At 57.3% G+C, this 23468-nt stretch carries 18 protein-coding genes; 5 read left to right on the forward strand and 13 right to left on the reverse strand.

The features are described from left to right. Positions 1-36: 36 nt before the first annotated feature. The 9 genes from Enr10x_RS14555 to Enr10x_RS14595 form a co-directional block, all read right to left on the reverse strand. Positions 37-834: a transglutaminase-like domain-containing protein gene (locus tag Enr10x_RS14555; protein ID WP_145452675.1), complete on the reverse strand. Its 798-nt coding sequence runs from the start codon at positions 832-834 to the stop codon at positions 37-39. Positions 835-1136: 302 nt separating this feature from the next. After that, positions 1137-1550 carry a hypothetical protein gene (locus Enr10x_RS14560; protein WP_232093401.1) on the reverse strand — a complete coding sequence of 138 codons (414 nt, stop codon included), beginning with the start codon at positions 1548-1550 and terminating at the stop codon, positions 1137-1139. Between the two features lie 87 nt (positions 1551-1637). Then, positions 1638-2276, reverse strand: a complete 639-nt coding sequence (locus Enr10x_RS14565) for a hypothetical protein (protein WP_145450331.1) — start codon at positions 2274-2276, stop codon at positions 1638-1640. 10 nt (positions 2277-2286) lie between these two features. Then, a complete protein-coding gene (locus Enr10x_RS14570) occupies positions 2287-2685 on the reverse strand; it encodes a hypothetical protein (protein WP_145450334.1) in 399 nt (132 codons plus the stop codon). A 6-nt stretch (positions 2686-2691) separates the two neighbouring features. Further along, positions 2692-3090 carry a hypothetical protein gene (locus Enr10x_RS14575; RefSeq protein ID WP_145450337.1) on the reverse strand — a complete coding sequence of 133 codons (399 nt, stop codon included), beginning with the start codon at positions 3088-3090 and terminating at the stop codon, positions 2692-2694. Between the two features lie 41 nt (positions 3091-3131). Beyond that, positions 3132-3401, reverse strand: a complete 270-nt coding sequence (locus tag Enr10x_RS14580) for a hypothetical protein (protein ID WP_145450340.1) — start codon at positions 3399-3401, stop codon at positions 3132-3134. 275 nt (positions 3402-3676) lie between these two features. Further along, positions 3677-5104: a DUF1552 domain-containing protein gene (locus Enr10x_RS14585; RefSeq protein ID WP_145450343.1), complete on the reverse strand. Its 1428-nt coding sequence runs from the start codon at positions 5102-5104 to the stop codon at positions 3677-3679. Positions 5105-5215: 111 nt separating this feature from the next. Continuing rightward, positions 5216-7846 (reverse strand): DUF1592 domain-containing protein, encoded by a 2631-nt coding sequence (locus tag Enr10x_RS14590; protein ID WP_145450346.1) that lies wholly within the window; start codon positions 7844-7846, stop codon positions 5216-5218. Positions 7847-7869: 23 nt separating this feature from the next. Beyond that, a complete protein-coding gene (locus Enr10x_RS14595) occupies positions 7870-8541 on the reverse strand; it encodes a GntR family transcriptional regulator (protein WP_145106479.1) in 672 nt (223 codons plus the stop codon). 276 nt (positions 8542-8817) lie between these two features. Here Enr10x_RS14595 and Enr10x_RS14600 point away from each other — a divergent pair, with 276 nt between their 5' ends. The 5 genes from Enr10x_RS14600 to Enr10x_RS14620 all read left to right on the forward strand — a co-directional run bounded on the left by Enr10x_RS14600 (position 8818) and on the right by Enr10x_RS14620 (position 17193). Then, a complete protein-coding gene (locus tag Enr10x_RS14600) occupies positions 8818-9492 on the forward strand; it encodes a response regulator transcription factor (protein ID WP_145106477.1) in 675 nt (224 codons plus the stop codon). After that, entirely contained in the window at positions 9489-10907 is a 1419-nt protein-coding gene (locus Enr10x_RS14605) for a sensor histidine kinase (protein WP_145450349.1), read from the forward strand. Before Enr10x_RS14600 ends, Enr10x_RS14605 begins: the two co-directional genes overlap by 4 nt. 62 nt (positions 10908-10969) lie before the next feature. Continuing rightward, on the forward strand, positions 10970-12271 hold the full coding sequence (locus Enr10x_RS14610; RefSeq protein ID WP_145450352.1) for an efflux RND transporter periplasmic adaptor subunit: 1302 nt from the start codon (positions 10970-10972) through the stop codon (positions 12269-12271). A 69-nt stretch (positions 12272-12340) separates the two neighbouring features. Then, positions 12341-15475 carry an efflux RND transporter permease subunit gene (locus tag Enr10x_RS14615; RefSeq protein WP_145450355.1) on the forward strand — a complete coding sequence of 1045 codons (3135 nt, stop codon included), beginning with the start codon at positions 12341-12343 and terminating at the stop codon, positions 15473-15475. A gap of 179 nt (positions 15476-15654) precedes the next feature. Next, entirely contained in the window at positions 15655-17193 is a 1539-nt protein-coding gene (locus Enr10x_RS14620; protein WP_145450358.1) for a TolC family protein, read from the forward strand. A 30-nt stretch (positions 17194-17223) separates the two neighbouring features. On the opposite strand, the gene Enr10x_RS29965 is transcribed toward Enr10x_RS14620, so the two are convergent. The 4 genes from Enr10x_RS29965 to Enr10x_RS14635 all read right to left on the reverse strand — a co-directional run bounded on the left by Enr10x_RS29965 (position 17224) and on the right by Enr10x_RS14635 (position 23316). After that, positions 17224-18474, reverse strand: a complete 1251-nt coding sequence (locus Enr10x_RS29965) for an efflux RND transporter permease subunit (RefSeq protein ID WP_197997208.1) — start codon at positions 18472-18474, stop codon at positions 17224-17226. Then, the gene (locus Enr10x_RS14625) at positions 18396-20513 is read right to left on the reverse strand and encodes an efflux RND transporter permease subunit (RefSeq protein ID WP_197997209.1); all 2118 of its coding nucleotides are present in this window, start codon (positions 20511-20513) and stop codon (positions 18396-18398) included. Before Enr10x_RS14625 ends, Enr10x_RS29965 begins: the two co-directional genes overlap by 79 nt. Before the next feature lie 68 nt (positions 20514-20581). After that, positions 20582-21832, reverse strand: a complete 1251-nt coding sequence (locus tag Enr10x_RS14630; protein WP_197997210.1) for an efflux RND transporter periplasmic adaptor subunit — start codon at positions 21830-21832, stop codon at positions 20582-20584. A gap of 122 nt (positions 21833-21954) precedes the next feature. Next, positions 21955-23316, reverse strand: a complete 1362-nt coding sequence (locus Enr10x_RS14635; RefSeq protein ID WP_145450364.1) for a DUF1501 domain-containing protein — start codon at positions 23314-23316, stop codon at positions 21955-21957. Between the last annotated feature and the right edge of the window lie 152 nt (positions 23317-23468).

Raw genomic sequence — 23468 nt, forward strand, 5'->3', positions numbered from 1 at the left:
GCGATAAAAAGTTCAGTGATCAATGCACAACCCAACTCATTCAACCGGCTCAGAAATCTGTTCAACACGAACCTCCATGTTCAAAATCTCAACCGGATCCCCAAATTGCGTGTAGATCGCCACATCCGCAGCGTCTCTCCCATAGGCAATCGCCACGCGTCCCCCCGCCAACGTCGTCTGAGTCGGATCGAACGTGTACCAGCGACCGTCCACATAGGCTTCAAACCAGGCATGCAGGTCCATCGGCTGTAACGATTCCAGATAACCGACCACCATCCGCGCCGGAATCGAAAGCGCCCGACAGCAGGCAATTCCCAGGTGAGCCATGTCCCGGCAGACAGCCTGCGACTTCTGATTCACTTCCGTCGCACTGATCAGTTCCTGACCTTCCCCCGGCGCATACGTTAACGAGTTCTGAATGTACTCCACAATCTTGACGCACTGGTCGTACCCCGGATTCACGCCTTCCACCAGCGCGGCCGCCATCTGTGAGAAACGATCGGATTCACAGTACCGGCTGGGAAACAGGAACGGCAGCGTCTGGTCCGGCAGCTGCTCCACCGGCACAAACGGGGCACCGGGGGCCACATCGGAACTATCGGCCACTTCAATATCAAAGGCTGTCTGGACAGAAAAAGGACCGGCGGGTGCCACCAGCCGCTGACACAAATTGCCGAACTGATCGGTAAATTCAATGGCCGAGACACTCGGCGACAGCACATACTGCTCGCGGGCCACCCACTGCTGACTGCCGCTGCGGGGCCGCAGCATCAGAATAAAGGGCGTCGCCACCGGAATCTCAAATTCAAGTTTACAGGAAGCATGCAGCCACATGTTGTCACGTTTTCCAATAGAGACCATGAATAGCCTGGGTAGTGTCTATTTAATCGTTTTCAGCGTGGTTTAGAGGTCTATAACGTTGGCTCTGTAAGTATTCAATGAGTCCGAGGGGATGCTGTTACTCCCGTTTTCCGGACTTCAACAGCAAAGCCAAATTAGCCGCAGGGCGTTAGCCCCGGTTGAAACGACTTTGGTATAGACCGTTCGAATTAAGAAACGCGACCTGGCATAAAGATGTGCGAGCCTGCCTATGACATTAACAATCAAACCGCCCTGCGACAACATCTCACAGAAAATCACGCATCCTGCTCCCCGCCATCGGCATCGTAGGCTTCCCGCTCGAACGGATTATCGCGATAGAACCGGCGGCCACAAAGCCACATATAAACCGACGACAGAAAATAAGCGGGCAGCATAAACGGTCCCCAGCGTTCGTACAGCCGGATATGTACGGCTTCATGCTTCCGCGAAATATCCAGCGACGCATCCGTCTGTCCCAGGATCGTATGCCCCAGCGTCAAAGCCAGCGTAAACTGACCGTGCGGCAGACGCTGAATGAACCACTTGGTCCCGCCGTCATAGAACTCAATCGCCCGCCCCCGCACGCGGGCCCGTCCGCCAAAGCAGATCCCCACCCCGCCGATCACCAGCCCCAGCAACGTATTCGGCAGCGCCCAGAGCACACTCAGCAGAAAGAAAAAACGATCCATCGGTGGCATCCACACCTTTAGCGGAATCAGGAAAATGTCGCAAACAAGAACTATTCTATCGGACCGCGACAACGTGGGGAACATTGTTTACCCCTTGCCAGAATCGTCATGAACATTCATTCGTTGCTCGACACCCATGTTTTCCAGGATATCTTCCGTATCCAGTTCAGGGTCATACTCCACTTTCCACACGCCGTTCCAGCCGAACCGGTGCCAGTCTCCCTCATCGAACACGATGCAGTCAATTTCCATTTCAGAATGAGTTCGATCCAGCACCAGATAGCCGTTGAGACAGTCGACCTGCACTTCCTTGCCATTCACGCGGTCAAAATAGATCTGTTTGCAGTCGGAAAGGCTGAATACGTTTTTGCCGCGCGGAAACCGCATCAGCAATCGAGTCAGTCGCGTTGCCCCACTCACGTGTCGATAGCCACGAAAGCCGAGGAGCACATCTACACCTTTCTCATGCTCGCGCACTGTAACCGTCATGCCGGTTTGCGAATCCAACTTATAACGCTCCGGCAAATCCATCACCCCTGCTGGCAGATGACGCACATTGACGAGCGGTTCATTCTCTGATTGATCGGACACCTCCGGTTGAGTCTTCGACTCCGAACCAGTGTCCTGGCAGGCCGCCATCACGGGAATAAAAATCAAAAGTAGAGAGAGGATCATCGTAGCGCGTCTCAGGAACACACTGCTGATGAACGGATTTTTCAACTGCATTTCTTCAACCTCAGTCAGGCTCAGCTTCCGCTGGATTTTGTATAAAGTAATCCGTCAACTCGTTGAACTTCCTGACATACTTTTCGATTTTTTTTGCATCCAACCGGGAGTCCAGAGACGGCTTTCTCTTCCCTACGATAAAAGTATCGATCTGTTTTTCTCCCGAACTGATCGGGTCCGTAAATTTTTTGTAGGGAGCCAAAATTTCCGACTTCACTTTCTTTCCAATCCGGGCGGTGAGCCAGGCGACTTTTTCTGTGGGAAATAAATTTGTCGGAAACCAGAGCGTTTCCAGATGCTCAATCTCAGCCAGCGGCGAGATGCGAAAATCAATGATCTTCTTCGCTGAGAAAGACAGCTTCCTCAGATGCCTGATGCGTGCCAGCGGTTCCAGTGAATCTAAGATCAAGGTCGATCAGATGCGATCTCCAAATCTGACATCACTTAACGAATCAGAACTCACGAGATCTTCCAGGGAATGCAGTCTTGTAAAGTCTTCCAGCATGAACGTCCTTAAAGACTTGTTTTTCGAAAGGTCCCAGAGCCGCTCTGCCCGTTGATTCCAGTAAAATGAGAGCGACTCAATTTCGGTCAGTTTTTCCAGCCCGCTCAGATCGCCTACCAGGGGACACTTGAAAAAATCGATCTCTTTAAATTGATGGCCATACTTGTCGATCAGATAATCAAACGACTCCTGCTTCAACCCGGTAACCCGCAGCTTTTGACACGCCGTTCCCCTGACAGTATCAATGGCTTCAACGGTTCCAGCATCAACCAGTCTGAATGTATTTTCGTCTTCAGTCTGAACTTTCATAGCCGATCATGCCCTGAATTCGCACCTCAATTCACGCCAGCTTACCCGGCGACCAACTTATACAAACCGAAAATGCAAACTCCGGCCCCGGCCACAATCCGGAGAATGGAGAGAGACTGCCCCATGCCGCCATGGACTTCATTTCCGTATTTGTCGTGGGCAACCCCCTGCTTTAATTCGTAGGCCCCCGAGCCCCCCAGCACAATCCCGATCGTGATGAAAATCAGCCCCAGCACAGCAGGGTGTTCGTTCAGCCAGCGATTGGCTTCACTGTCCGCGCCCCTCTGGGCAAGTAATACAAGGTAGTACATCAAAGCATCCTCAGTGAAGGTGGAATGGATTCGTCTCTAAAGCTGCAGGCCTGCGTTCCAGAGCATCGCCGAAGTACCGTAATGGCGTCTCTCCAAAACGTGCCTGTATACAATATACAAATGAAACCTGACCTTCAAAGAAATAAAGCAGTCAGCACGCGTTTTCCGCAGATTAAGCATAAGGCGATGCAAACGCTTCGCGCAAGAGGCCCGCAGGAAACAATGTGACACTCACGTCATCTCGACCGCAGTCGCATTTGTGCTGTATCTGGACCTCAAGCACGGATCGCATCCACGGCCGTCGCTTTCCGTTTCTCCGGTCCCAGTTTGATCTGCGCACCGAAGGCAGTCAGCATCGTGTTATACACGTCCAGCCCCTCCTGGCCCACATCCATGATCTGCCCGGTCTTGAACCGGCCATTCGCGCCGGTAATGCAATGGAACACGCCCGAGAGTTCGCGTTTCACATCGTTATGCCGCCCGTCGCCGGATTCGGTCGAGATCGTGATCAGCGAGTTCTCCAGAATCGTCCGGCCGTTCGCCTCCCGGGCGTCGGCACTATTCAGCGCCTGCAGGAAATAGGAAATCTCACGCATCTTCAAATGCGCGTGGGCCCGCAGTGCCTCGTTCTTTTTCTTTTCATTGAACTTGTGCCACCACTCGTGGCTGCAGCCTTTGTCGCCGCTCGCCTTCAACTGGCTCGGATCATCGAAGGTCCAGCGTTTCTCGCCGTTGTAAACGTAATCGCCGGTCAGACGAATCCGCTCACCCGCCGCCAGGAATGTCAGCGAACCGAAGCGGACCCGATCCATCTGGATCGCCAGGGCATAAATGTCCGCCAGCAACCGCCATTCGCTCGACAGCTCCTCCACCGTGATGTCAATCCCCTGCCCTCCCGGATCGGCCGGACCGCCGTGGGGAATCGTTGAGCGGGGCGGCAGTTCCGGTGCATTGCGGTTCTTATGCTGCATCGCAAACGCCCGCCGTTCGTATTCGCGGATCCGGTCCAGGTGATCGGCGACCCGTGCTTTCGAAGCTGAACCGAGGGGCGAATTCTTACCCGTGTAGAACCGGTAATCTTCCACCACCGTATCCAGCACGCTCCGGCGGAGACGTTTCTGCGCTGCATCTTTTCCCGAGCCCCCGGAAGAGACGGTCCCGAATACCCGCTCAAACAGATCGCGGGGCTTCTCCTGAATCGTCGCGGCCACCGTGCCGTCCAGGTTGTAGCTGTGCACATAGCGGCCCACACGACTGCGGCGGAAGAATGTCCCCCCAATCAGCGTCGGCACCATCCCGCTCGGCAGCCCTTTCGGGTAATGCGTCTTACGAATCACCTGGTCGATCGACGGCCCGCCCGCTTTCGCTTCCCCGTCGGGCGGCGCGGCAGTAAATGCCCCGGAAGCCCCGTCGTAGTGAGCGTTGACCCCTTTCTCATCACAGCGGACCTGGTCCACATTCCGCATGATCAGCAGCTTATCCTGCAACGGTTTCAACGGCTCCAGCACATCGTTAAAACCTTCCGTCTGCAGTGGGGCGGGAATGCCCAGTCCAAAAAAGACATTAAACGCCCGCACCGGAACCTGTGGCTGCGCCGCGGCGGCCAGGCTGGACGGAATCATCTCCTCCAGCAGCGGCAGTCCGACCGCAGCCGACCCCAGTCCCTTCAACATCATCCGGCGACTCAACTGAACGCGACTCATATGAGCATCTCCCAAATTCGTTTGGTGATCAGATTCTATGATAAACCTTTGAGTCTCACTCTCCCAGTGATTTCCCGGAAAAGCAGACACACGCAAAATCAGTCTACTCTGTTACCGCTCCGCCTCCGTGCGCACCTTCTGCACCAGGTCACTCATCACAATCGCGGTGATCAGGCTCGGATAGGTGCCGCCCCCCTTCCGGGACGCTTCATGAATTTTTTGGACCGTCGACGCATCCGCGGGTCCCAAAGGGCGTCCCAGCGAAAACTGCGTCACCTTCCAGGTCATCGTCTCGCGCACCCGCTCGCTGTCGGCCAGCAGATCCATCAATTCCGCGGGCGTGCTGTACTTCACCGGTTTCGCTGCTCCGGGAACCAGGATCTCCCCATCGCTGCGCAGTCGGTTTTTATATTCATCGATGTCGTGAAATGCGCCGATGCCGTCGAACTTCTCCAGCCCGAAGGCCAGCGGTTCAAACCGCGTATGACAGCCCGCACAGGCTTTATTGTCCATCCGCTGTTCGGCAATCATCCGCTGCGACACACCCGGACGCGAGGGGACGGGTGTCGTATCCACGCCCGGCGGCGGCGCGCCGATCACGCCGCGTAACACATCTTTCAGCACGAACAGCCCGCGGGTCACCATCGAAGCATCATCCCCGCCGATCGTGAGAATACTCCCCTGCGTCAGCAAGCCACCCCGCGCGGGAACTCCCGACAGGTCATACCGCTGCAATCCCTTCCCCTGCGGTTTCAAACCATAATGCCGGGCCAGTCGCGGCGTCGCAAAGGTCACCTGGGCATTGAACAGATCCGACAGCGGCCGGTTTTGTTTCCACGCGATCTCCTCGAAGAAAGCCAGCGTCTCGTCGCGCATATCCAGCCCCAGTTGCGGGTCCCATTCCGGAAAACGCGCTTCATTCGGTCGCATGTTGGCGAGCCGATCCAGGTTGAGCCAGTCGGAAACAAACTGCGCCGATCGCTGCCTTGCCCGCGGATCTTTCAGCATCCGCTCGACCTGCTTGCGACAGACTTCGCGATCAGTCAACTTCCCCGCCTGCGCCGCTTTGAGCAGTTCCTCATCGGGAGGACCGCCCCAGATAATATAACTCAACCGCGAAGCCAGCTCAAAATTGCCGGCCGAAAGCGCCGATCCATCGCCGCGCTGGGCTTCAATCCGGTAGATAAAACGGGGCGACTGCAGCATCGCTTCCAGAATCAGCGAAACCCCCTCTTCGTAACTCCCCCCCGCGCTGGCCACGGTCGTCGCGATCCCGCTGAAATTTGTAATTTCACGATCTTCCAGGGGACCACGGAACAGCCACTGTCCCATCGCACCGATAAATTTCCGCATCGTGGCGTCTGTATTCAGGCTCCGCGATTTCGAGAACCGCCGCGCGAACTTCATCACATCCATCCGCTGTACGATTAACTCCGCCAGCCGGGCATACGCCTGCACGTGCTTGAGGTCCACGTTCAGATTGTACGCCGTATTGCTGAAGCCGTCCGCCCGCAGATCGGGAGGCAGCAGTTCGTAGGCCTCTTTACTGATATCCACGCCGACCGTGCTTTTCACCGTTTCAATGTATTCCGGAATCGTCAGCCGCTGCACCCAGATCTCCCGCGCGCTGCTGTTCCCGTTGTAGATCGCAGGATCGATCATGTTCACCGACCAGACTGCGCCGCCGTTCAGCCACTCTTTGAGCAACGCTTTTTCAGCCGGCTTGAGCGGCGTATTTCCGGGCGGCATATCCCCCGACACGATCTGCTCCCACAGCAGGCTCTTCTCCGCAGCACCCGGTTCAATCACTTTCCCGCTCTCGCCTCCCTTGAGGGCGGTCGCTTTGTGCGACAGGTCCAGCCCCCCTTTCCGGCTGGCGGCGTCATGACATTCCAGACAGTTCTGCGCCAACAGCGGTGCGACTTTCGTCTCGAACAGTTTTCTCTGTTTCGCCTGGGCCAGTTCGCGCAACTGGTCCTCTGAGGGTTTCCCTTGCGAACCGGCACGATAATTCTGGTTCACTTCCTCTTTCGAAAGCGCCCGGCTGTAGATCGCGACCAGATGCAGTTCCCCCAGCCAGGGACGATCGCCGGTCGCCTCATTTGCCAGACATAAAGGGAATGAGGAAGTCCAGCGGGAAAAGTCCCCCTTGATCCGCTGACTGTTCTCCAGTTTTCCATTCACATAAATCTGCGCTCTGCCCGCAGCGTCGCGGGTGTAGGCGACATGCGTCAGCTGGGACCTCACACTCCGATCGCGAGCAGCGACCGACGGAGTCCCGTTCGCACTGGTCGACGTCGTCCGCAACCGCACATCATAGCGTCTGCCGTCCTGCCCCAGTGTAAAATTCCGTCGGCTCGGATTATCGGACAGCGACAGAATCCGCGCCGGCCCCTGCTGTCGATCATTGGCCGGTTTCAACCAGGCTTCCAGAGTGCAGGCGTTCGTACGTTTGAGCGATTTGAAAATTTTTGTCGCCGGTTCTGCAGATTGGATCCGGGCCGATCCCTGCACGCTTAAGACCCCGCTCTGCCACTGGATACCGGATTTACTTTGGATCTTCAGATTCAGTGGCTGACCCACTCCCGACCGGTCACGGATCAAATCGCCTTTCCCCGCTTCGAACGTGTATAAGACCTGCAGATCACGGGTGACGCGCGAACCGTCGCCCGCACGCAGGCCGCCGGTCCAGAGCATCGAGCTGACACAGAATAGTAAAACAACATTCAGATATAAGCGCATCGTTGTCTCTTTCCTGTTCGAATTTATTCCGCTGGTCGAAATCGCCGTAAGCCATCTTCCAGATGATCATACACCAGCTCCGCAGCCAGTGCTCCATAACCTGCCACAAGTGCATCCAGAATCGCCTCATGTTCGTCATACGATTCGGTTGCCCGCTGGGGATATTTCTGAGTGATCCGGTAAATCACGTGGTAGACCTTGTCGCTGAGCCGCTGCATCACATCGATGATCTCGTCGTTACCAAAGAACCGGCACACCAGCTGATGAAACTCGGCGTCGATTTTGACCAGGTCGTCAATGCGGTTCTGTTTGACGGCCGCTCGATTCCGGGCCTGGTTATCACGCAGCAGTTCGATCTGTTCTGCAGTGAGTTTGCCCGCCAGCCGCCGCATCAGATACGGTTCCAGGGCCTGGCGGATCTCGTAATGATTGGCAATATCCTGGATGCTCAGCTCGCAGACCACCACTCCCTGTTGCGGCGCAAGTGCAACCAGACCATCAGCTTCGAGACGTTCAACGGCGGCATGCACCGGGGTGCGGCTCATCTCCAGTTGACCGGCCAGCTGTCGCACGGAAAGTACCGTCCCTGCTGCCAGCTCGCCGGAGAGAATCAGTCGTTTGAGATCCCCGTAAGCCTGTTCTTTGAGAGAAACCGGGGAAGAACTGTTTTGAATTTCAGGACGGGACTGAGACATCGATGTATCCTCTACTTAAACCATTGTTTTGGCTTAAACCGTTACTTTGGCGGGAGACATCACTCAAGTACGCATCAGACTACTGGCATGCCAGTTGTATGTCAACAGGCAAGTGCGAAAAATAATTGTCTGTCCCGGGCTGTAAGTCCCTGAATTGCGGGGAGATTAATTCGAGTTTAGATGACGTAGATGCGACTTCTCACTGACCCGTTCATTGTCGATAATCAATCCTGTTACCGACGACAGCAGCAAAAAATGAAACAGGAACTCCCCGGAATGCCTCAAATACTGGTTGTGGAAGATCAGGCCAATCTCTTAAGGAGCATTGTCCGTGCTTTGAACGAAGCGGGCTACAAGGCCGAACCGGCGGAAACTCTCCAGCAGGCTTCCCAACAGATGACACCCGTCGTGGATCTGGTCATCCTCGATCTCATGCTCCCCGACGGTTCCGGTCTAACCTGGCTCAAATCTTTAAGGAGCACGGGAGACCGCACCCCCGTCCTGATCCTGACCGCCCGCGATTCCATCGAGGACCGCGTCGCCGGCCTGGATATGGGAGCTGATGATTACCTGGTCAAACCGTTCGCCCTGGATGAACTGCTGGCACGCATTCGCGCCCTGCTCCGTCGTGAAATAAATCCGATGGAACAGCGCGTGACACATCAGGATCTGACCGTCGACCTCCTCGCCCGCACCGTTCAGCGCGGCAGCAGATCGATTGACCTGCAGAACCGCCAGTTGGAACTGCTTGCCTACCTGATCTCACATGCCAACCAGGTTGTCTCGCGCGACATGATCGCCCGCGATGTCTGGAAAGAACCCACCGCGACCTGGACCAACGTGATCGAAGTCCAGATCAATCAACTGCGGAAAAAAATTGAAGATCCCGACCAGCCCCCGCTCCTGCATACGGTCCGGGGGGAAGGCTACCTGTTAGGAGAACAGCCATGAAGCGACTTTCCATTCGCTGGCAATTGACTCTCTGGTATGCGCTCGCCCTGGCGGTCATGCTCTGCGCATTTTCCTTCTTGCTCTGCCTGCTGGTCTGGCAGCAGGTTCTCTCGCGTACGGACAGCGGCCTGCGCGAGGAACTCCGCGAAATCGGGCTGGAAGTCGCGCTGACAGACAGTGCCACCACCTTCGCCTCCCAGGCCGCAGCCCGGTTTTCCCAGCACGATTTCTATGAATTCCTCGTCACCGACGCGAATGGAAACATGATCTTTTCCAGTTCCTCAACGGTGTATGACATGGTTCCGAAAGCAGCTGATTCGCCCGACGGTCAGTTTCAGACCGTGACCCTGGAAGGACTCGGCCCCTACCGCATCGCCAGCACCCGCATGGACAGCGCCTTCGGAAAACTGCACGTCCAGGTCATGACCTCACTCCAGCCACTCTACAACGACCAGGCTTCACTGCAGTGGGTCGTCGCACTGCTGCTCCCGATCGCGGTCCTGCTGGCGATCGCCAGTGGTCAGTTCCTGGCAGGCCGGGCACTGCGACAGGTCCAGCAGGTTGTCGATGAGACCCATGCAATCGACATTTCCAATCTGGATCGTCGCATACCCGTTTCCAATCCCGATGACGAAATCGGCCAGCTGACAATTGCCCTCAACTCACTCATCGCCCGCCTGGAACGGGCGATCAACGAAATTCGACGCTTCACTGCCGATGCCTCTCACGAAATCCGCACCCCGCTGGCAACCCTGCGTCTGGAAGCCGAATCAGCCCTGCGGTCACCGCGGACCCCCGAAGAATATCAACAGACCCTCGCCGTCGTACTCGAAGAAACGACACGGCTGGGCAAGCTCTCAGATCAGCTGCTCAACCTGAGCCGACACGACGCCGGCATCATCCCCTGCCAGCAAGATCCGGTTCAACTGGATGCCCTCCTGCTGGATGTCATCGAACAGATCAAACCCCTGGCGGAAGCAGGTTCGCTCAGTCTGTCGGTGAATATCAATTCCCACTGCGAAATCCTCGGCGATGATATCAGCCTCAGCCAGGTCTTCTTCAATCTGCTGGAGAATGCCATCAAATACACTGCTGCAGGAGGCGAAGTCTCTGTGGAACTCAGTTGCCAGTCAGACGAGGCTTTGATTGAGATCACCGATACCGGCATCGGTGTTGCCGCGGAAAGCCTGCCATACCTTTTTGACCGGTTTTACCAGGCGGATCCATCGCGTTCCTCATCCGGGGGAGGCAGTGGTCTGGGACTTTCAATCGCCCGGGCTGCCGTCCTGATGCATGCAGGATCCATCGAAATCCAGAGTCAGCCCGGCGAGGGAACGCGGGTTTCAGTACGGTTACCCGTTTCCAGTCAGGCCGATTCCTCACGGAGTAATACCCCGGATCGTCTGACCGTCTGAACTTTTTATCAATAAGGTCATCGAGCGGAATCCAATACCCGTCAAACAGAAAGCAAGCTGATATGAATTTACTCAAAGAAACACCTGTTTTCCTGATAGGTTGCCTGCTGACCGGTGTCATCTTCCTGCTCTGGTCCCCCGAACAGAAAGCGCCTTCGGAATCCCATTCCGCCAAATCCAAACATGGACATGGCTCCGAGCACTCACAGACCAGTAAAACGCTCAGTGAGGCCGACCTGAACGTGATCACGCTCAGTCCCACCGCGGTCAAACGGCTGGGCATCGAAACCGCCCCCGTGGAAGTCCGTGAGATGCCCCGCACCCGGGCCTATGGAGCGGAAATGGTGCTCCCCACCGGTGCGGCAGTCATCGTCTCAGCGCCCCTCGCCGGGACGTTAAGGCATCCCCAGGGGCATCCGTTTCCACAAGTCGGCCAGCAGGTCAAACAGGAAGAAACCATTCTGGAACTGCTCCCCCTGCTCTCACCGGAACGCGCCGTCTTAACGCCGGCAGAACGCATCCGATTCGCAGAAGCAAAAGCAGCAGTCGCCCAGTCTCAGATCGACGCGGAAGGCCAGCTCCAGCAGGCCGTCGTCCAACAGGATGCCGCCCGGATCCAACTGGAACGGGCCAAGCGTCTGCTCGACAACAGCGTTGGCACGAAAAGAGCCGTGGATGACGCCGAAGCGAAACTCAAGCTCGCCGAAGAAGTCCTGGCGGCAGCGAAAAACCGAAAAAAACTGGTCGATCATATCCAGCTCGATGAAGCAGCGGGGACGTTAAAACCCATGCCGATTCGCGCTCCCCTGTCGGGCATCGTGCGCACGACCAGCGTCCAGCCGGGCCAGGTGATCGCCGCCGGAGCCCCCCTGTTCGAGGTGATGAACGGCGAAAAACTCTGGGTCAAAGTTCCCGTCTATGCCGGCGAACTGGATGAAATCGACGCCACGAAACCGGTCCGCATCACGCTGCTGGATGGTCACTTCACCCAGCAGGACGTGATGGGCAAACCGGTCTCCCTCCCCCCGACGGCGCTCCCCCTCTCGGCAGCGGTAGACCTCTACTATGAAATCGACAACCAGAACCATCGCTATCGCCCGGGACAGAAAGTATCAGTCAACGTCCCTTTAACAGGCAAAACGTATGTCAAATCGGTCCCCTGGTCGGCCCTGATCTACGACGTCTATGGCGGCCAATGGGTTTACGAACGACTGGGGGAACAGACTTTCGCCCGGCGGCGTGTCGAAGCCGGCTGGGTCAATCAGGATCGCGTCGCCCTCCTGCGGGGACCGGAAGCGGGCACAAAGATCGTCACGGCCGGCGCCGCGGAATTGATGGGAACCGAATTCGGCTTTGCGAAATAACAACGCGAACCAGCACAGACTCAATATCATTGTCAGCAGCTTAAGAGATTTACGGGAACGGAGAGAACAATGAGATGGCTCGTCGAAACGGCCTTAAAATTACGCGTCGCGGTCATCGCGGCCTCGGTGCTGCTGATCGTCGGAGGGCTGCGGATGGTTCCCGAAATGCCACTCGACGTCTTTCCCGAATTCGCGCCCCCCTACATTGAAATTCAGACCGAAGCACCAGGACTCTCCGCGGAAGAAGTCGAAAACCTGATCACCTTCCCCCTCGAAAATTCACTGATCGGCACCCCGGGTCTGGAAACGATCCGCTCCAAATCGGTGCTGGGCCTCTCCTCGATTCGCCTGCTGCTGACCGACAAAACCGATCTCTATCAGACGCGGCAACTGGTGCAGGAACGCCTCGCCGTCGAGACACCGCGGCTGCCCGCAGTCGCGCTTTCGCCCGTCATCCTGCAGCCCCTCTCCTCTCTGAGCCGCATGATGAAAATCGGCATGTGGTCTGACACTCTCTCCCAGGAAGAAATGTCCGAACTGGCGGTCTGGTCCGTGCGGCCCCGCCTGATGGCGATTCCCGGCGTCGCGAATGTGGCGATCTGGGGACAACGGGACCGGCAGCTGCAGGTCATGGTCGACGTCGACCGCCTGCGGGCCCATCAGGTCACGCTGGATTCGGTCCTCCGCTCGGCCGGCGATGCCGTCGTCCTCGATGCCGGGGGCTTCGTTGATACCCCCAATCAGCGGATGGCCGTCCGGCAGCTCTCTCCCGTACGAGGTCCCGAAGATCTGGCCAAAACCGTGGTCTCATTCAACTCCGGCGCTCCGTTGCGGCTGGGTGATGTAGCCGATGTCAGAATCGGTTCCCCCCCAGCCATCGGCGATGCCATCATCAACGATCAGAAGGGCCTGCTCCTGATCGTCGAAAAACAGCCCGCAGCCAACATGCTGGAAGTCACCCGCCAGGTGGAAGAGACACTGGAGCTGCTTAAACCCGGTATGCAGGGTGTTGAAATTGATTCGACCATCTTTCGCCCGGCCACTTTCATCGAACGTTCGATCACCAACCTGACGCACGCCCTGGTCATCGGCTGCGTGCTGGTGGTGATTATCCTCGTCACTTTTCTGTTCGACTGGCGGACCGCTGTCATCAGCCTGACGGCGATTCCCCTCTCCCTGATTTCCGCAGTCCTGCTGATCCACTGGTGGGGCATGACCATCAACACCATGGTCATCGCCGGCCTGGTCATCGCGCTGGGAGAAGTGGTCGACGATGCGGTCATCGATGTCGAAAATATTGTCCGCCGGCTCAGACTCAATCAGAGTCTGGAACAGCCCCGACCGGCGTTCCGTGTGGTCCTCGAAGCCTCACTGGAAGTCCGCAGCGCCATTGTGTATGCCACCGCGATCATCATCCTGGTCTTCCTGCCGATCTACTTTCTGGAAGGCTTACCCGGTTCCTTTTTCCGACCGCTGGCCGTCGGTTATGTCCTGGCGATTCTGTCTTCTCTGCTCGTCGCGATCATCGTCACCCCCTCGATGTCGCTGCTGCTCCTGCCCCGCAAGAATCTGAAAGATCATGAGCCGCCACTGACCCGCTGGCTGAAAATTCCCTATCGCCGGATCTTACCCTGGTTTGCCCTCCGTCCGGGGACAGCCATTGGAATCCTGACGATCTCCTTTCTCGGATCGTTTCTGGTCCTCGAAAACCTGGGACAGGAACTGCTGCCGAATTTTCAGGAGACCGACTTCCTGATGCACTTCGTCGAAAAGCCCGGCACTTCCATTGAGGCCATGGATCGCATCACGATTAATGCCAGTAAGGATCTGCGGGCCATTCCCGGCGTCCGTAACTTCGGCAGCCACATCGGCCGGGCACAGGTCGCCGATGAAGTCGTCGGCCCCAACTTCACCGAACTCTGGATCAGCATTGATGAAGATGTCGACTACGACAAAACCCTGGCAGAAATCCAGAGCGTCATCGACAGTTACCCCGGTCTCTACCGCGACGTCTTGACCTACCTGCGTGAGCGGGTTAAAGAGGTACTCACCGGCACCAGCTCCAGTATCGTTGTCCGCATCTATGGTCCCGATTTGGCAGAATTACGCACGCAGGCAAAAGAGGTTGCCAAGGTCATGGAAGGCGTAGAGGGGGTCAACAATCTCAAAGTGGAACCCCAGGTCCTGGTTCCCCAGGTCGACGTCCGCCTCAAACCGGATGCAGCCGAACGGTTCGGATTGACTCCCGGTCAGGTCCGCCGGGCTGTGACGACGCTGCTGCGTGGTACCAAAGTCGGCGAGATCTTCGAAAACCAGGTCAAGCTGGATGTCACGGTCTGGGGCACCGAGAAATCGCGCACGGACCTGGCCGCACTCAGCGAACTGCGGATCGATCTCCCCACCGGCGGGCAGGTTCCTCTGAAAGACGTGGCGGAAATCGGCATCGCGCCCGCACCGAACGAAGTCAAACGCGAAAGCGGTTCACGGCGGATCGACGTTACCTGCGATGCGAAAGGCCGCGACCTGGGCTCCGTCGCCCGCGACATTGAAGCCGCCGTCACCAAGATGCCCTTCGATCGCGGCTACCATCCGGAATTCCTGGGAGAGTATGCCACCCTGCAGGCATCACAAAACCGCCTGCTCATGCTGGGCGGCATTGCCCTGCTCGGAATCATTCTGATTCTGTATATCGACTTCCAGTCCGCACGACTGACGGGTATGGTCTGCCTGACCATTCCCTTCGCCCTGATTGGAGGCGTGATCGCAGTCGCCATTTCCGGCGGGGTTCTCTCACTGGGATCGCTGGTGGGCTTCATCACCGTACTCGGCATCGCGGCCCGAAACGGGATCATGCTGGTCAGCCACTATCGGCACCTGCAGGTCGAAGAAGGCATGCCTTTCGGACTGGAACTGGTTGTCCGTGGTGCCGAAGAACGTCTGGCCCCGATTCTGATGACCGTCCTCACCACCTCGCTGGCCCTGCTGCCGCTGGTCATCTCCGGCAACAAACCGGGACACGAAATCGAATACCCGCTGGCGATCGTCATTATGGGAGGGCTGGTCACCTCGACGGTCCTGAACCTGTTCCTGCTCCCCCCGCTGTACCTGTTGTGGGGCAAGCATCTGATCACTTCCTCCGATTTGAGTTCAGAGCCAGCAGATTCCCTGCCCGCACAATCGCAATATCCGAAAACCGCCACGTAGTCTTCCCAGACTGACATGAATATCGCTGGTCCAGCCCGGAGAAAGATTAACTCTGACTTAAAAACCGGTCTGAAGTTGATCGACGCTCAAGTTTTTTGACGAAAGCAGAAGAAGGAGACCCGCCAGCATGTGGAACCGATGGATCGGTTTTAAACAGAATTCTCAGGGATTGAGGTATCATGTCCAGCGAATTTCGCATTTGTCTGACTTTACTGCTGCTCACGTGTTGCGGCTGCCAGTCCGGAGCTCAGGTCCACTCTGATTCGGTCGCGTTGAACGAGCCTGCCAGAGCAGAGCTGAACAGCACTCCCCCGCTGGAAGTTCCGGCGCTCGAAGTCTCCGCCCTGGAAACCAGTGATGAAGAAATCTCGGAATCCTCGTCCCCGGAAATTCAGGAAGTCTCTCTGACCGTATCAGAAGCAGACAACAACGATGATCCGCTCAGTCCCCCGCCGGCCTATCACAACTCGCTGAATGTTTACGAAACCATCTCGCAGGCCCTGGTCGGAAATCCTTCGCTGGTCGCACTCCGTGAGATGGAAAATGTCGGCGTCGCGACCGTGGGAGTAGCCGAGACCTATCCCTTTAATCCCTGGGTCCAGGTCCAGGCGACTCCCGGCCAGTACGGCTCCAACGGGCAAGCCGCGGGAAGCACCTATCACTATGTCCTGATGATGCAGCAGATCCAGCTCGCGCATCAGCAGCAGTTTCGCGAAGATGCCGCCTACTCCTCATTGAATTCAATTCGCTGGAACATCAGTCAGTCAGAACTACAGACCACCTCCACGGCGGCGCAGCTCTACTTTACCGTGCTCTATCGACGGGGACTGCTGGAAATCGCCCGGGCCAGCCAGGATAACAACAGCAGCTTACTCCAGGCACTCACCAAACGCTATGAAGCAGGCGACCTCTCGGCGGCTGACCTGGCCACCGTGCGAATCGATACACGTTCCACCAGCCAGCAACTCAGACTGGCGGAAGCCAACTACCAGACCGCACTCCGCAACCTGCGCAACCAGCTGGGGCTCGACCCCGATTCCCCCGTCGATTTCCGGGGAGACCTGCGGGATATCCAGTGGCGGATGCCCTCTGCAGAAACCGCACAACAGTGGCAGCCTGAAGTCTATCAGCAGCAGATCGCCGACCTCTCAGACGAAAAGGCCTGGATCGCCAGCTGGGCCGCCTGTCGCCCCGATGTGCAGGTCGCACATGCGGATATCGACGTCGCCTCCGCTAATCTCAACCTCGCGTCCGCCAACAAGGTGCCCGACCTCATCATCGGCCCCTACTATCAGAAAGATGCCAGCAGTCTGACCCACTACGGTCTGCGGGCCCAGATGGACATTCCCGTAATCAATACGGGCCGCCCCATGGAGCGGCAGCGAATGGCTGAATTCAATCAGAAGACCACGTTCTGGCGGCAGACACTCCTGCGGGCCGAGCTCGAAGCCCAGGCCGCTTATGAACGTTATAAAGTCGCCCATCAACTGTACGAACGCGAAAGAGGTCTCACCTCCAAAGAACTTCCCCAGGAACTGCAAAGCCTGGAAAAACAGTTCGAAATCGGCGAGGTTGACGTAGTCCGCATCATCCAGGCCCGGACCAGCATTCTGCAGAATCAACGGGCCCATCTTGACCTGGTCAATGAACTCGCTCAGTCCGCTGCCCTGCTGGTGGGCGCCAGCGGGATGCCGCTGGAACTGATGATCTCCCCTTAACCGGACAGCACTACGGCGTTCAAGCCGCGTTCAAGTCAGATCCTGGCGCGCAGGATCGGGCGGTGGGATGTGCGCAGCCAGAACATGCACCGGGGGGACTTCTTTGGGAACACTATGTTCGGGAGCTTTGGGAGGCTGCTGATGTTGTCCGGTCCACTTCTTGAACAGGGTGGAAAGATCATCAAAAAACGTATACAGCACGGGAATCGCCAGCAGCGTCAGCAGCAGTGACAGGGTCTGCCCGCCGACCGCCAGCACCGCGATGGAACGTCGTTCTTCCGCACCAGGTCCGGTCGCAATCAACAGGGGAATCAGTCCCGCGACAAAGGAAAGCGTGGTCATCAGAATCGGTCGCAGACGATCGCGGTTCGCCTGCAGGATCGCCTGGTAACGGGGAAAGCCCTGCTCCTGCAACGCATTCGTATGATCGATCTGCAGAATGGCCGCTTTTTTCACCACGCCGAACAGCACGAGAATTCCGAGTGCCGAATACAGGTTGAGCGTCTCGCCTCCCCAGTGCAGACTCAACAGACCAAAGGGCACCGCCAGCGGTAGTGAAAGTAGAATCACCAGCGGATGCACCAGATTTTCGAACTGGGCCGCCAGCACGATATACATGAAGACAAACGAGAGGACCATCGTCCAGCCGAAGTCCGAGAGCGTCCGTTCCAGTTCGCGGCCGCCCCCGAGCACCATCGTATTGTAACCCTGTGGAATCCCGATCTCTTCTGCAGCCGCTTTCATCGCAGCGATCCCGTCGCCCAGTGCATAGCCCGGAGCCAGGTTCGCCCGCACCGCGACCATCTTCTGTCGATTCAACCGGTCGATCCGCGACGCCGCTGTGTTAAATTCGAAATCGACGACGTTATCGATCCGCGCCAGCCGGGATCCGGGCAGCGCCGTCGACGAAACATCGGCTCCCTGCGTCTGGGGACTGGTCCGTACATACAACTGGGAAACCGACTGAATATCGCCCCGGTCAATGCCGACCAGCCGCAGTTCGACGTCGTACGCGTCATCCACACTGCGATCCCGGTACCGGGAAACGCGGTCATCCCCGCCCACCGCGACCCGCAGTGTATCGGCGATCTCCCGCACATCGATGCCCAGGGCGGCAGCCCGTTCGCGATCGATACGGGCCAGCAGTTCCGGGTTATCAATTTGCAGCGTGGAATAGACGTCCACGATCCCCGGAATCGTCTTCACTTTTTCTCGCAGCTTGTTACTGAATTCCAGCAACCCGTCGATATCCGGCCCGGTGATCGAAAAATCGATATCCACCGGCGCCCCTGCCTCAGCGAGGTCAGGTTCCGCACGGAGATCCGCGTGTCGGGAATCTGTTTCAGCTTCTTGCGCAGCTCGGACATTTTTTCGCGCTGGGAGAAATTCCCCCGAAACGCAGCGGTCAGATCGCCGTGCAGCAGACCGGCAAAGAAGCGGTCGAAAGAAAACGTGCGAGTCTCACTGTCGGTCAGTCGCACAAATATACTCGCCCGGTTCACATCACCAAAGCCCCGGGTCCCCACCGTCAAAAGCACCGTTTCGACCCCCTCCGTATTGATCAGGGTATTTTCAGCCCGCGAAATCAGATCGTTCATCGACTGCAGCGTCGCCCCCTGCCGGGCTTCCAGCCGGATCTCGAATTCGGACTCATCCACGTTCAGCGGAATGTAATCCTGTTTCACCAGTTGGTACAGGGGATAGTTACTCAGAATCACCGCAATTGAAACCGCGAGTACCAGCCAGCGGAACCGCAGCGACTGTTTCAGCGTCCAGAGGTAAGAGACTTCGATCAGGTGATAAAATCCCGATCGGGAGCTCGGACCGTTGGGGCTGGGGGTCTCGGCTTTGAGCAGTTTACTGCACATCATCGGAGTCAGTGAAAAGCTGACGAGCATCGAAACCAGAATCGCCACGGTCGCGGTCAGACCGAACTGAAACAGCAGCCGTCCCGTAACACTCGAGAGAAACGACACCGGCAGGAAGACGATCACCAGCGAAATCGTGGTCGCCAGCACCGCCAGCCCGATTTCTTTGGTCCCGTAAATCGCCGCTTCGCGCGGAGTCATCCCCCGTTCTTCAATACAGTGAAACACGTTCTCCAGCACCACGATCGCATCGTCGATCACGACCCCGACCATCAGCACCAGGGCCAGCATGGTGACGTTATTCAGCGTAAAGCCGAACAGCTTCATGAAGGCAAACGTGGAAATAATCGAAGCGGGAATCGCCACCGAAGCGATCACCGTCGACCGCCAGGAGCGCATAAACAGCAGCACCGTAATACAGGCCAGGATACTGCCGGAGATCAGGTGTTTTTCCAGTTCGTGTAATGCGGTCACAATATAACGCGACTGGTCCTGCACCACGCTCACAGTCACATCATCGGGCAGCAGTTCCTGGCTCCGGGGCAGCATCTTTTTGATGCCTTCCACCACCGCGACCGTATTTTCTCCCGACTGTTTCTGAATCGTCAGCACGACGGCGGGCTTCTGATTCAGCCGCGCAATCGTACGGACTTCCTTGGTATCATCAACCACCGTGCCCAGGTCGGAGAGCCGTACCGGGGTCCCGTTGATGGTATCGACCACCAGGTTTGAAAAGTTGCTCGCATCGGCAATCCGGCCCATCGTCCGTAATGACCGCTCGCGATAGCCCTGGTCCAGTCGACCTCCGGGCACTTCGGTATTCTGTCGAACCAGCGCATCCCGCACCTGCAGGATCGACATCTGGTAAGCCGCCAGCCGGTCTGCATCAATGTTGACTTTCACCGCCCGATCCGCGGCGCCTGCGATCTGAACTTCCCCCACACCGGGAGACGACTCGATCACGTTTTTTACATAGCGATCGGCAAACAGATACAGTTCCCGCGACGTGCGGGGTCCTGAAACCGCCAGCGTCATAATCGGCGAGGATTCCAGATCCCGTTTCTGCACGATCGGAGGATCGATATTGGGGGGCAGCAGATTCATCGCCCCCGAAACCGCGTCTCGCACGTCCTGCGTCGCAGCATCGATTTCCCGATCCAGGCTGAAGGTGATGATCACAAACGAACGACCATCGCGCGAGATGGAGCGCAGTTCTTCGATCCCTGCCACTGTCGCGACGGCGTCTTCCAGCACCGCGCTAACCTCGGATTCCACTTCCTGCGACGCCGCACCCGGGTAGTTCGTCCGAATATAAATCGACGGCATGTCCATGTTGGGAAAGCGATCGACGCCCAGTTGCGGAAAGGCCACAAGACCTGCGACCACCAATGCGGTAATCAGCATCAGCGCAAACACAGGCCTTTTGACACAGACTTCGGCTAACCAGTACAAAATCGATTCCCTTTACATCAGGGGCTTGCGTTTCCCTCGACAGACAGATCAGGCGGATTCGTCGTTGTTCATGTTTTGGATTTCGTTTTCTCAGCAGCAGTCGGCAGCGGCTTTTCTGCTGACAGCGTTCCGGGACGCCCTTCCTTCGCTTTTCTCAGAATCACGTCCCCGGGCTGCAGACCTTCCAGAATCCGGATCTGATCGCCCCGTCGTTCTCCCAGCAGGACCTCCTGCATTTTCACTGTGCCCTCGTCATCGGACTTCCAGACTTTCTCCGTTCCCGCAAACTGTACCACCGACGAGATTGGCACCACGATTGCTTTCTGATCCGGATTAACGACAATCCGTCCCTCTGCAAACAGACCGGCCCGTAATTCGCGATTCGGATTGTCGACCACCGCTTCAAACAGCAGGGCCCGGCTCAGCTGATCCAGAAAGGGGCTGATGCGGGTGACCTTCGAATTGCGCGGCGGCATCGATTCGATTTTCAGTTCGATGGGCTGTCCGATTTTGAGTAGTGTCGAGAGACGTTCTGGCACTGTTCCCCGGTAGCGGAGTTGATCGATGCGAACCAGAACCAGCAGCGGATCGCCCATTCTGATATAGCTGCCCGGAGCCACCAGTCGTTTCTGAACCACTGCCGGATACGTTGCCTTCAGCTCCGTATTTTTTAAATCTTCCCGCGCCAGATCCAGCTGCGTCTGCTGCACGGTGATGTTGGCAATTTTTTCCCGCACGCCATTAATCGCGGAATCGTAGCGGGCCTGGGCCACCTGTTCGAAGGAGACGACCTGATCGAATTCGGCCTGCCCCATCACATTCTGACGGTATAGTTTCTTGGCCCGATCCAGATTGGCAGCGGCCTCATCCCACTCCGCCTTCTTTTCCTTTGCAGGGGGCGAATTCTCAGCCACCAGTTTTTCGATCGGATCGCCGGGCTTCAATCCCACAGCCGAGCGGGCCGCCCCCAGTTGGGCTTCAGCCTGCTTGACACGGAGTTTGAAATCCTCCTGGTCGATTGTCACCAGCGGGTCGCCGACCTCGACCACATCGCCCAGATCGACGTGCACCTTGGAGACACGGCCTTCCACCTTGATGCCCAGTGTCGCCTCTTCGTCGGGAAACAGACTCCCCTGGCTGCGCACAATCCGCGGCCACGTTTGCTCGGTGACGGTCACCGTCTCTACATCCAGTACCGGTAGCGTCTCCCCGGCTTTAGAGGCAGGGGCTGGCTGGCTGGCTTCGCATCCCACTAATAACAGGAAACACAGGAGGCTGAGCAGGCAGGAACCTGGAGGACGAGAGAAAGAAAATTTCATGCTCTCATTATATAAGTGGTCACACACATGTCGAGCATTTTCAGGCGGGATCCTGATTCCGGTTATGCGGATTATGCCGCCTGATTGATCTTGCATGAGCGCTCTCTGGCAGGGAGGGTCAGTTAGCCGAACAGCTCGGAAACCGCTTCACCGGTATCCAGCAGAGGCATCGGGCGATCGAGTCGATCGCGAAGGATCACACGCTGGGGATCAATGCCCAGATGACGATACATCGTCGCCGCCACATCCTGGGGACCGATCGGACGTTCCACCACATCTTCGCCGCGGCTGCTCGAACGGCCGATGACCTGTCCCATCTGCATTCCGCCACAGCCCATCATCACACTGAAGGTCCTCCCCCAGTGGTCACGTCCCGCATGTTGATTGATGCGAGGCGTCCGGCCAAATTCGCCCATCGCCACCACCAGCGTTTTCTCATACAGTCCACGATCGATCAGATCACGAATCAACCCGGAAATCGCCGCATCCAGAGGCGGAATCAGTTTGCGGGCTCCCTCTTCAGTTCTGAACCGACCTGCAGAACCGTGATGATCCCAGGGCACACAGTTGACCGTCACGAACGTCGATCCGTGCTCGACCAGACGTCGCGCCAGCAGTGCACTTTGCCCGAAGGTATGCCGGCCGTAACTGTCACGCACCGCATCCGGCTCGGCATCGATGTCAAACGCGGTTCGCACCCCTTTCGAATACAAGAGGTCAAAAGCTTTCTGCTGATGCTCGTCCAGATCGCGGATCATCTTCTCATGCCGACGTGGCATTTGATCGAGCGTACTCAACAGTTCCTGCCGGTTCTTCAGACGATCGACTGTCAATCCGCGAGCCAGCGTCAGGTTCTGCACACTGAAGCTCGAGGTATTCGGATCAGAGTTGACAATAAACGGATCAAAGCCACCGCCAACATAGGAAGCATAATGAAACAGATTATCGGTCCCCCCGCGCAAATGAGGCACGCCCACATAAGGGGGCATCCCTTCCTGTCTGGCGCCACGCAGGAACGATGCCGCAGATCCGATCGAGGGACGCCGCTGCACGCGATTGTCCGGCGCGTTGAATGCCGGCCCTTCGAAGCCGGTCAGCATCCAGTGATTTCCCTTGGTATGATCGCCGGTCCCATGATTGACCGTTCGCAGCACCGCCAGTTGATCGGCGAGCTTCGCCTGCCCCGGCATCAGTTCGCTGAACTGCACGCCTGACAGACTGGTCGCGATCGGTTGAAACGGCCCCCGGTACTCAGCGGGTGCTTCCGGCTTGGGATCCCAGGTTTCCATATGCCCCGGCCCGCCACTGAGCCAGAACAGGATCACACTAGTGTCCTGCTGTTTGGGATGAATCGCCCCTTCCGCTTTCAACCGCATCAGGTCAGACAGTGCCAGCCCCCCTGCTCCTAACACACCCGCCTGCACGAAATTGCGGCGCGTGATACCAGAACAGTCAGTCAGCTTCCGTGACGTTGGATGTTTCATGGAGGGACTCGATGAGGTTGCAGGATGGAGGAACTTAACTTCAACCGTACATAAGCGCGGGTTGATTTGTTAATTATCATCAGAAATTCACTGCAGGTCAAGAACGGACTGCCCCGGAAACCGGGGGCGGCCCCAAAAGAAAGCAAGCCTTC

This window comes from Gimesia panareensis, from assembly GCF_007748155.1.
GTDB classification, from domain to species: domain Bacteria; phylum Planctomycetota; class Planctomycetia; order Planctomycetales; family Planctomycetaceae; genus Gimesia; species Gimesia panareensis.

Excerpts from the sequence above, each read along its gene's own strand:
- Enr10x_RS14555 (WP_145452675.1), bottom strand. The coding sequence starts at position 834 with ATGTGGCTGCATGCTTCCTGTAAACTTGAATTTGAGATTCCGGTGGCG.
- Enr10x_RS14560 (WP_232093401.1), bottom strand. The coding sequence starts at position 1,550 with ATGGATCGTTTTTTCTTTCTGCTGAGTGTGCTCTGGGCGCTGCCGAAT.
- Enr10x_RS14565 (WP_145450331.1), bottom strand. The coding sequence starts at position 2,276 with ATGCAGTTGAAAAATCCGTTCATCAGCAGTGTGTTCCTGAGACGCGCT.
- Enr10x_RS14575 (WP_145450337.1), bottom strand. The coding sequence starts at position 3,090 with ATGAAAGTTCAGACTGAAGACGAAAATACATTCAGACTGGTTGATGCT.
- Enr10x_RS14580 (WP_145450340.1), bottom strand. The coding sequence starts at position 3,401 with ATGTACTACCTTGTATTACTTGCCCAGAGGGGCGCGGACAGTGAAGCC.
- Enr10x_RS14585 (WP_145450343.1), bottom strand. The coding sequence starts at position 5,104 with ATGAGTCGCGTTCAGTTGAGTCGCCGGATGATGTTGAAGGGACTGGGG.
- Enr10x_RS14590 (WP_145450346.1), bottom strand. The coding sequence starts at position 7,846 with ATGCGCTTATATCTGAATGTTGTTTTACTATTCTGTGTCAGCTCGATG.
- Enr10x_RS14595 (WP_145106479.1), bottom strand. The coding sequence starts at position 8,541 with ATGTCTCAGTCCCGTCCTGAAATTCAAAACAGTTCTTCCCCGGTTTCT.
- Enr10x_RS14600 (WP_145106477.1), top strand. The coding sequence starts at position 8,818 with ATGCCTCAAATACTGGTTGTGGAAGATCAGGCCAATCTCTTAAGGAGC.
- Enr10x_RS14605 (WP_145450349.1), top strand. The coding sequence starts at position 9,489 with ATGAAGCGACTTTCCATTCGCTGGCAATTGACTCTCTGGTATGCGCTC.
- Enr10x_RS14610 (WP_145450352.1), top strand. The coding sequence starts at position 10,970 with ATGAATTTACTCAAAGAAACACCTGTTTTCCTGATAGGTTGCCTGCTG.
- Enr10x_RS14615 (WP_145450355.1), top strand. The coding sequence starts at position 12,341 with ATGAGATGGCTCGTCGAAACGGCCTTAAAATTACGCGTCGCGGTCATC.
- Enr10x_RS14620 (WP_145450358.1), top strand. The coding sequence starts at position 15,655 with ATGTCCAGCGAATTTCGCATTTGTCTGACTTTACTGCTGCTCACGTGT.
- Enr10x_RS14630 (WP_197997210.1), bottom strand. The coding sequence starts at position 21,832 with ATGAAATTTTCTTTCTCTCGTCCTCCAGGTTCCTGCCTGCTCAGCCTC.
- Enr10x_RS14635 (WP_145450364.1), bottom strand. The coding sequence starts at position 23,316 with ATGAAACATCCAACGTCACGGAAGCTGACTGACTGTTCTGGTATCACG.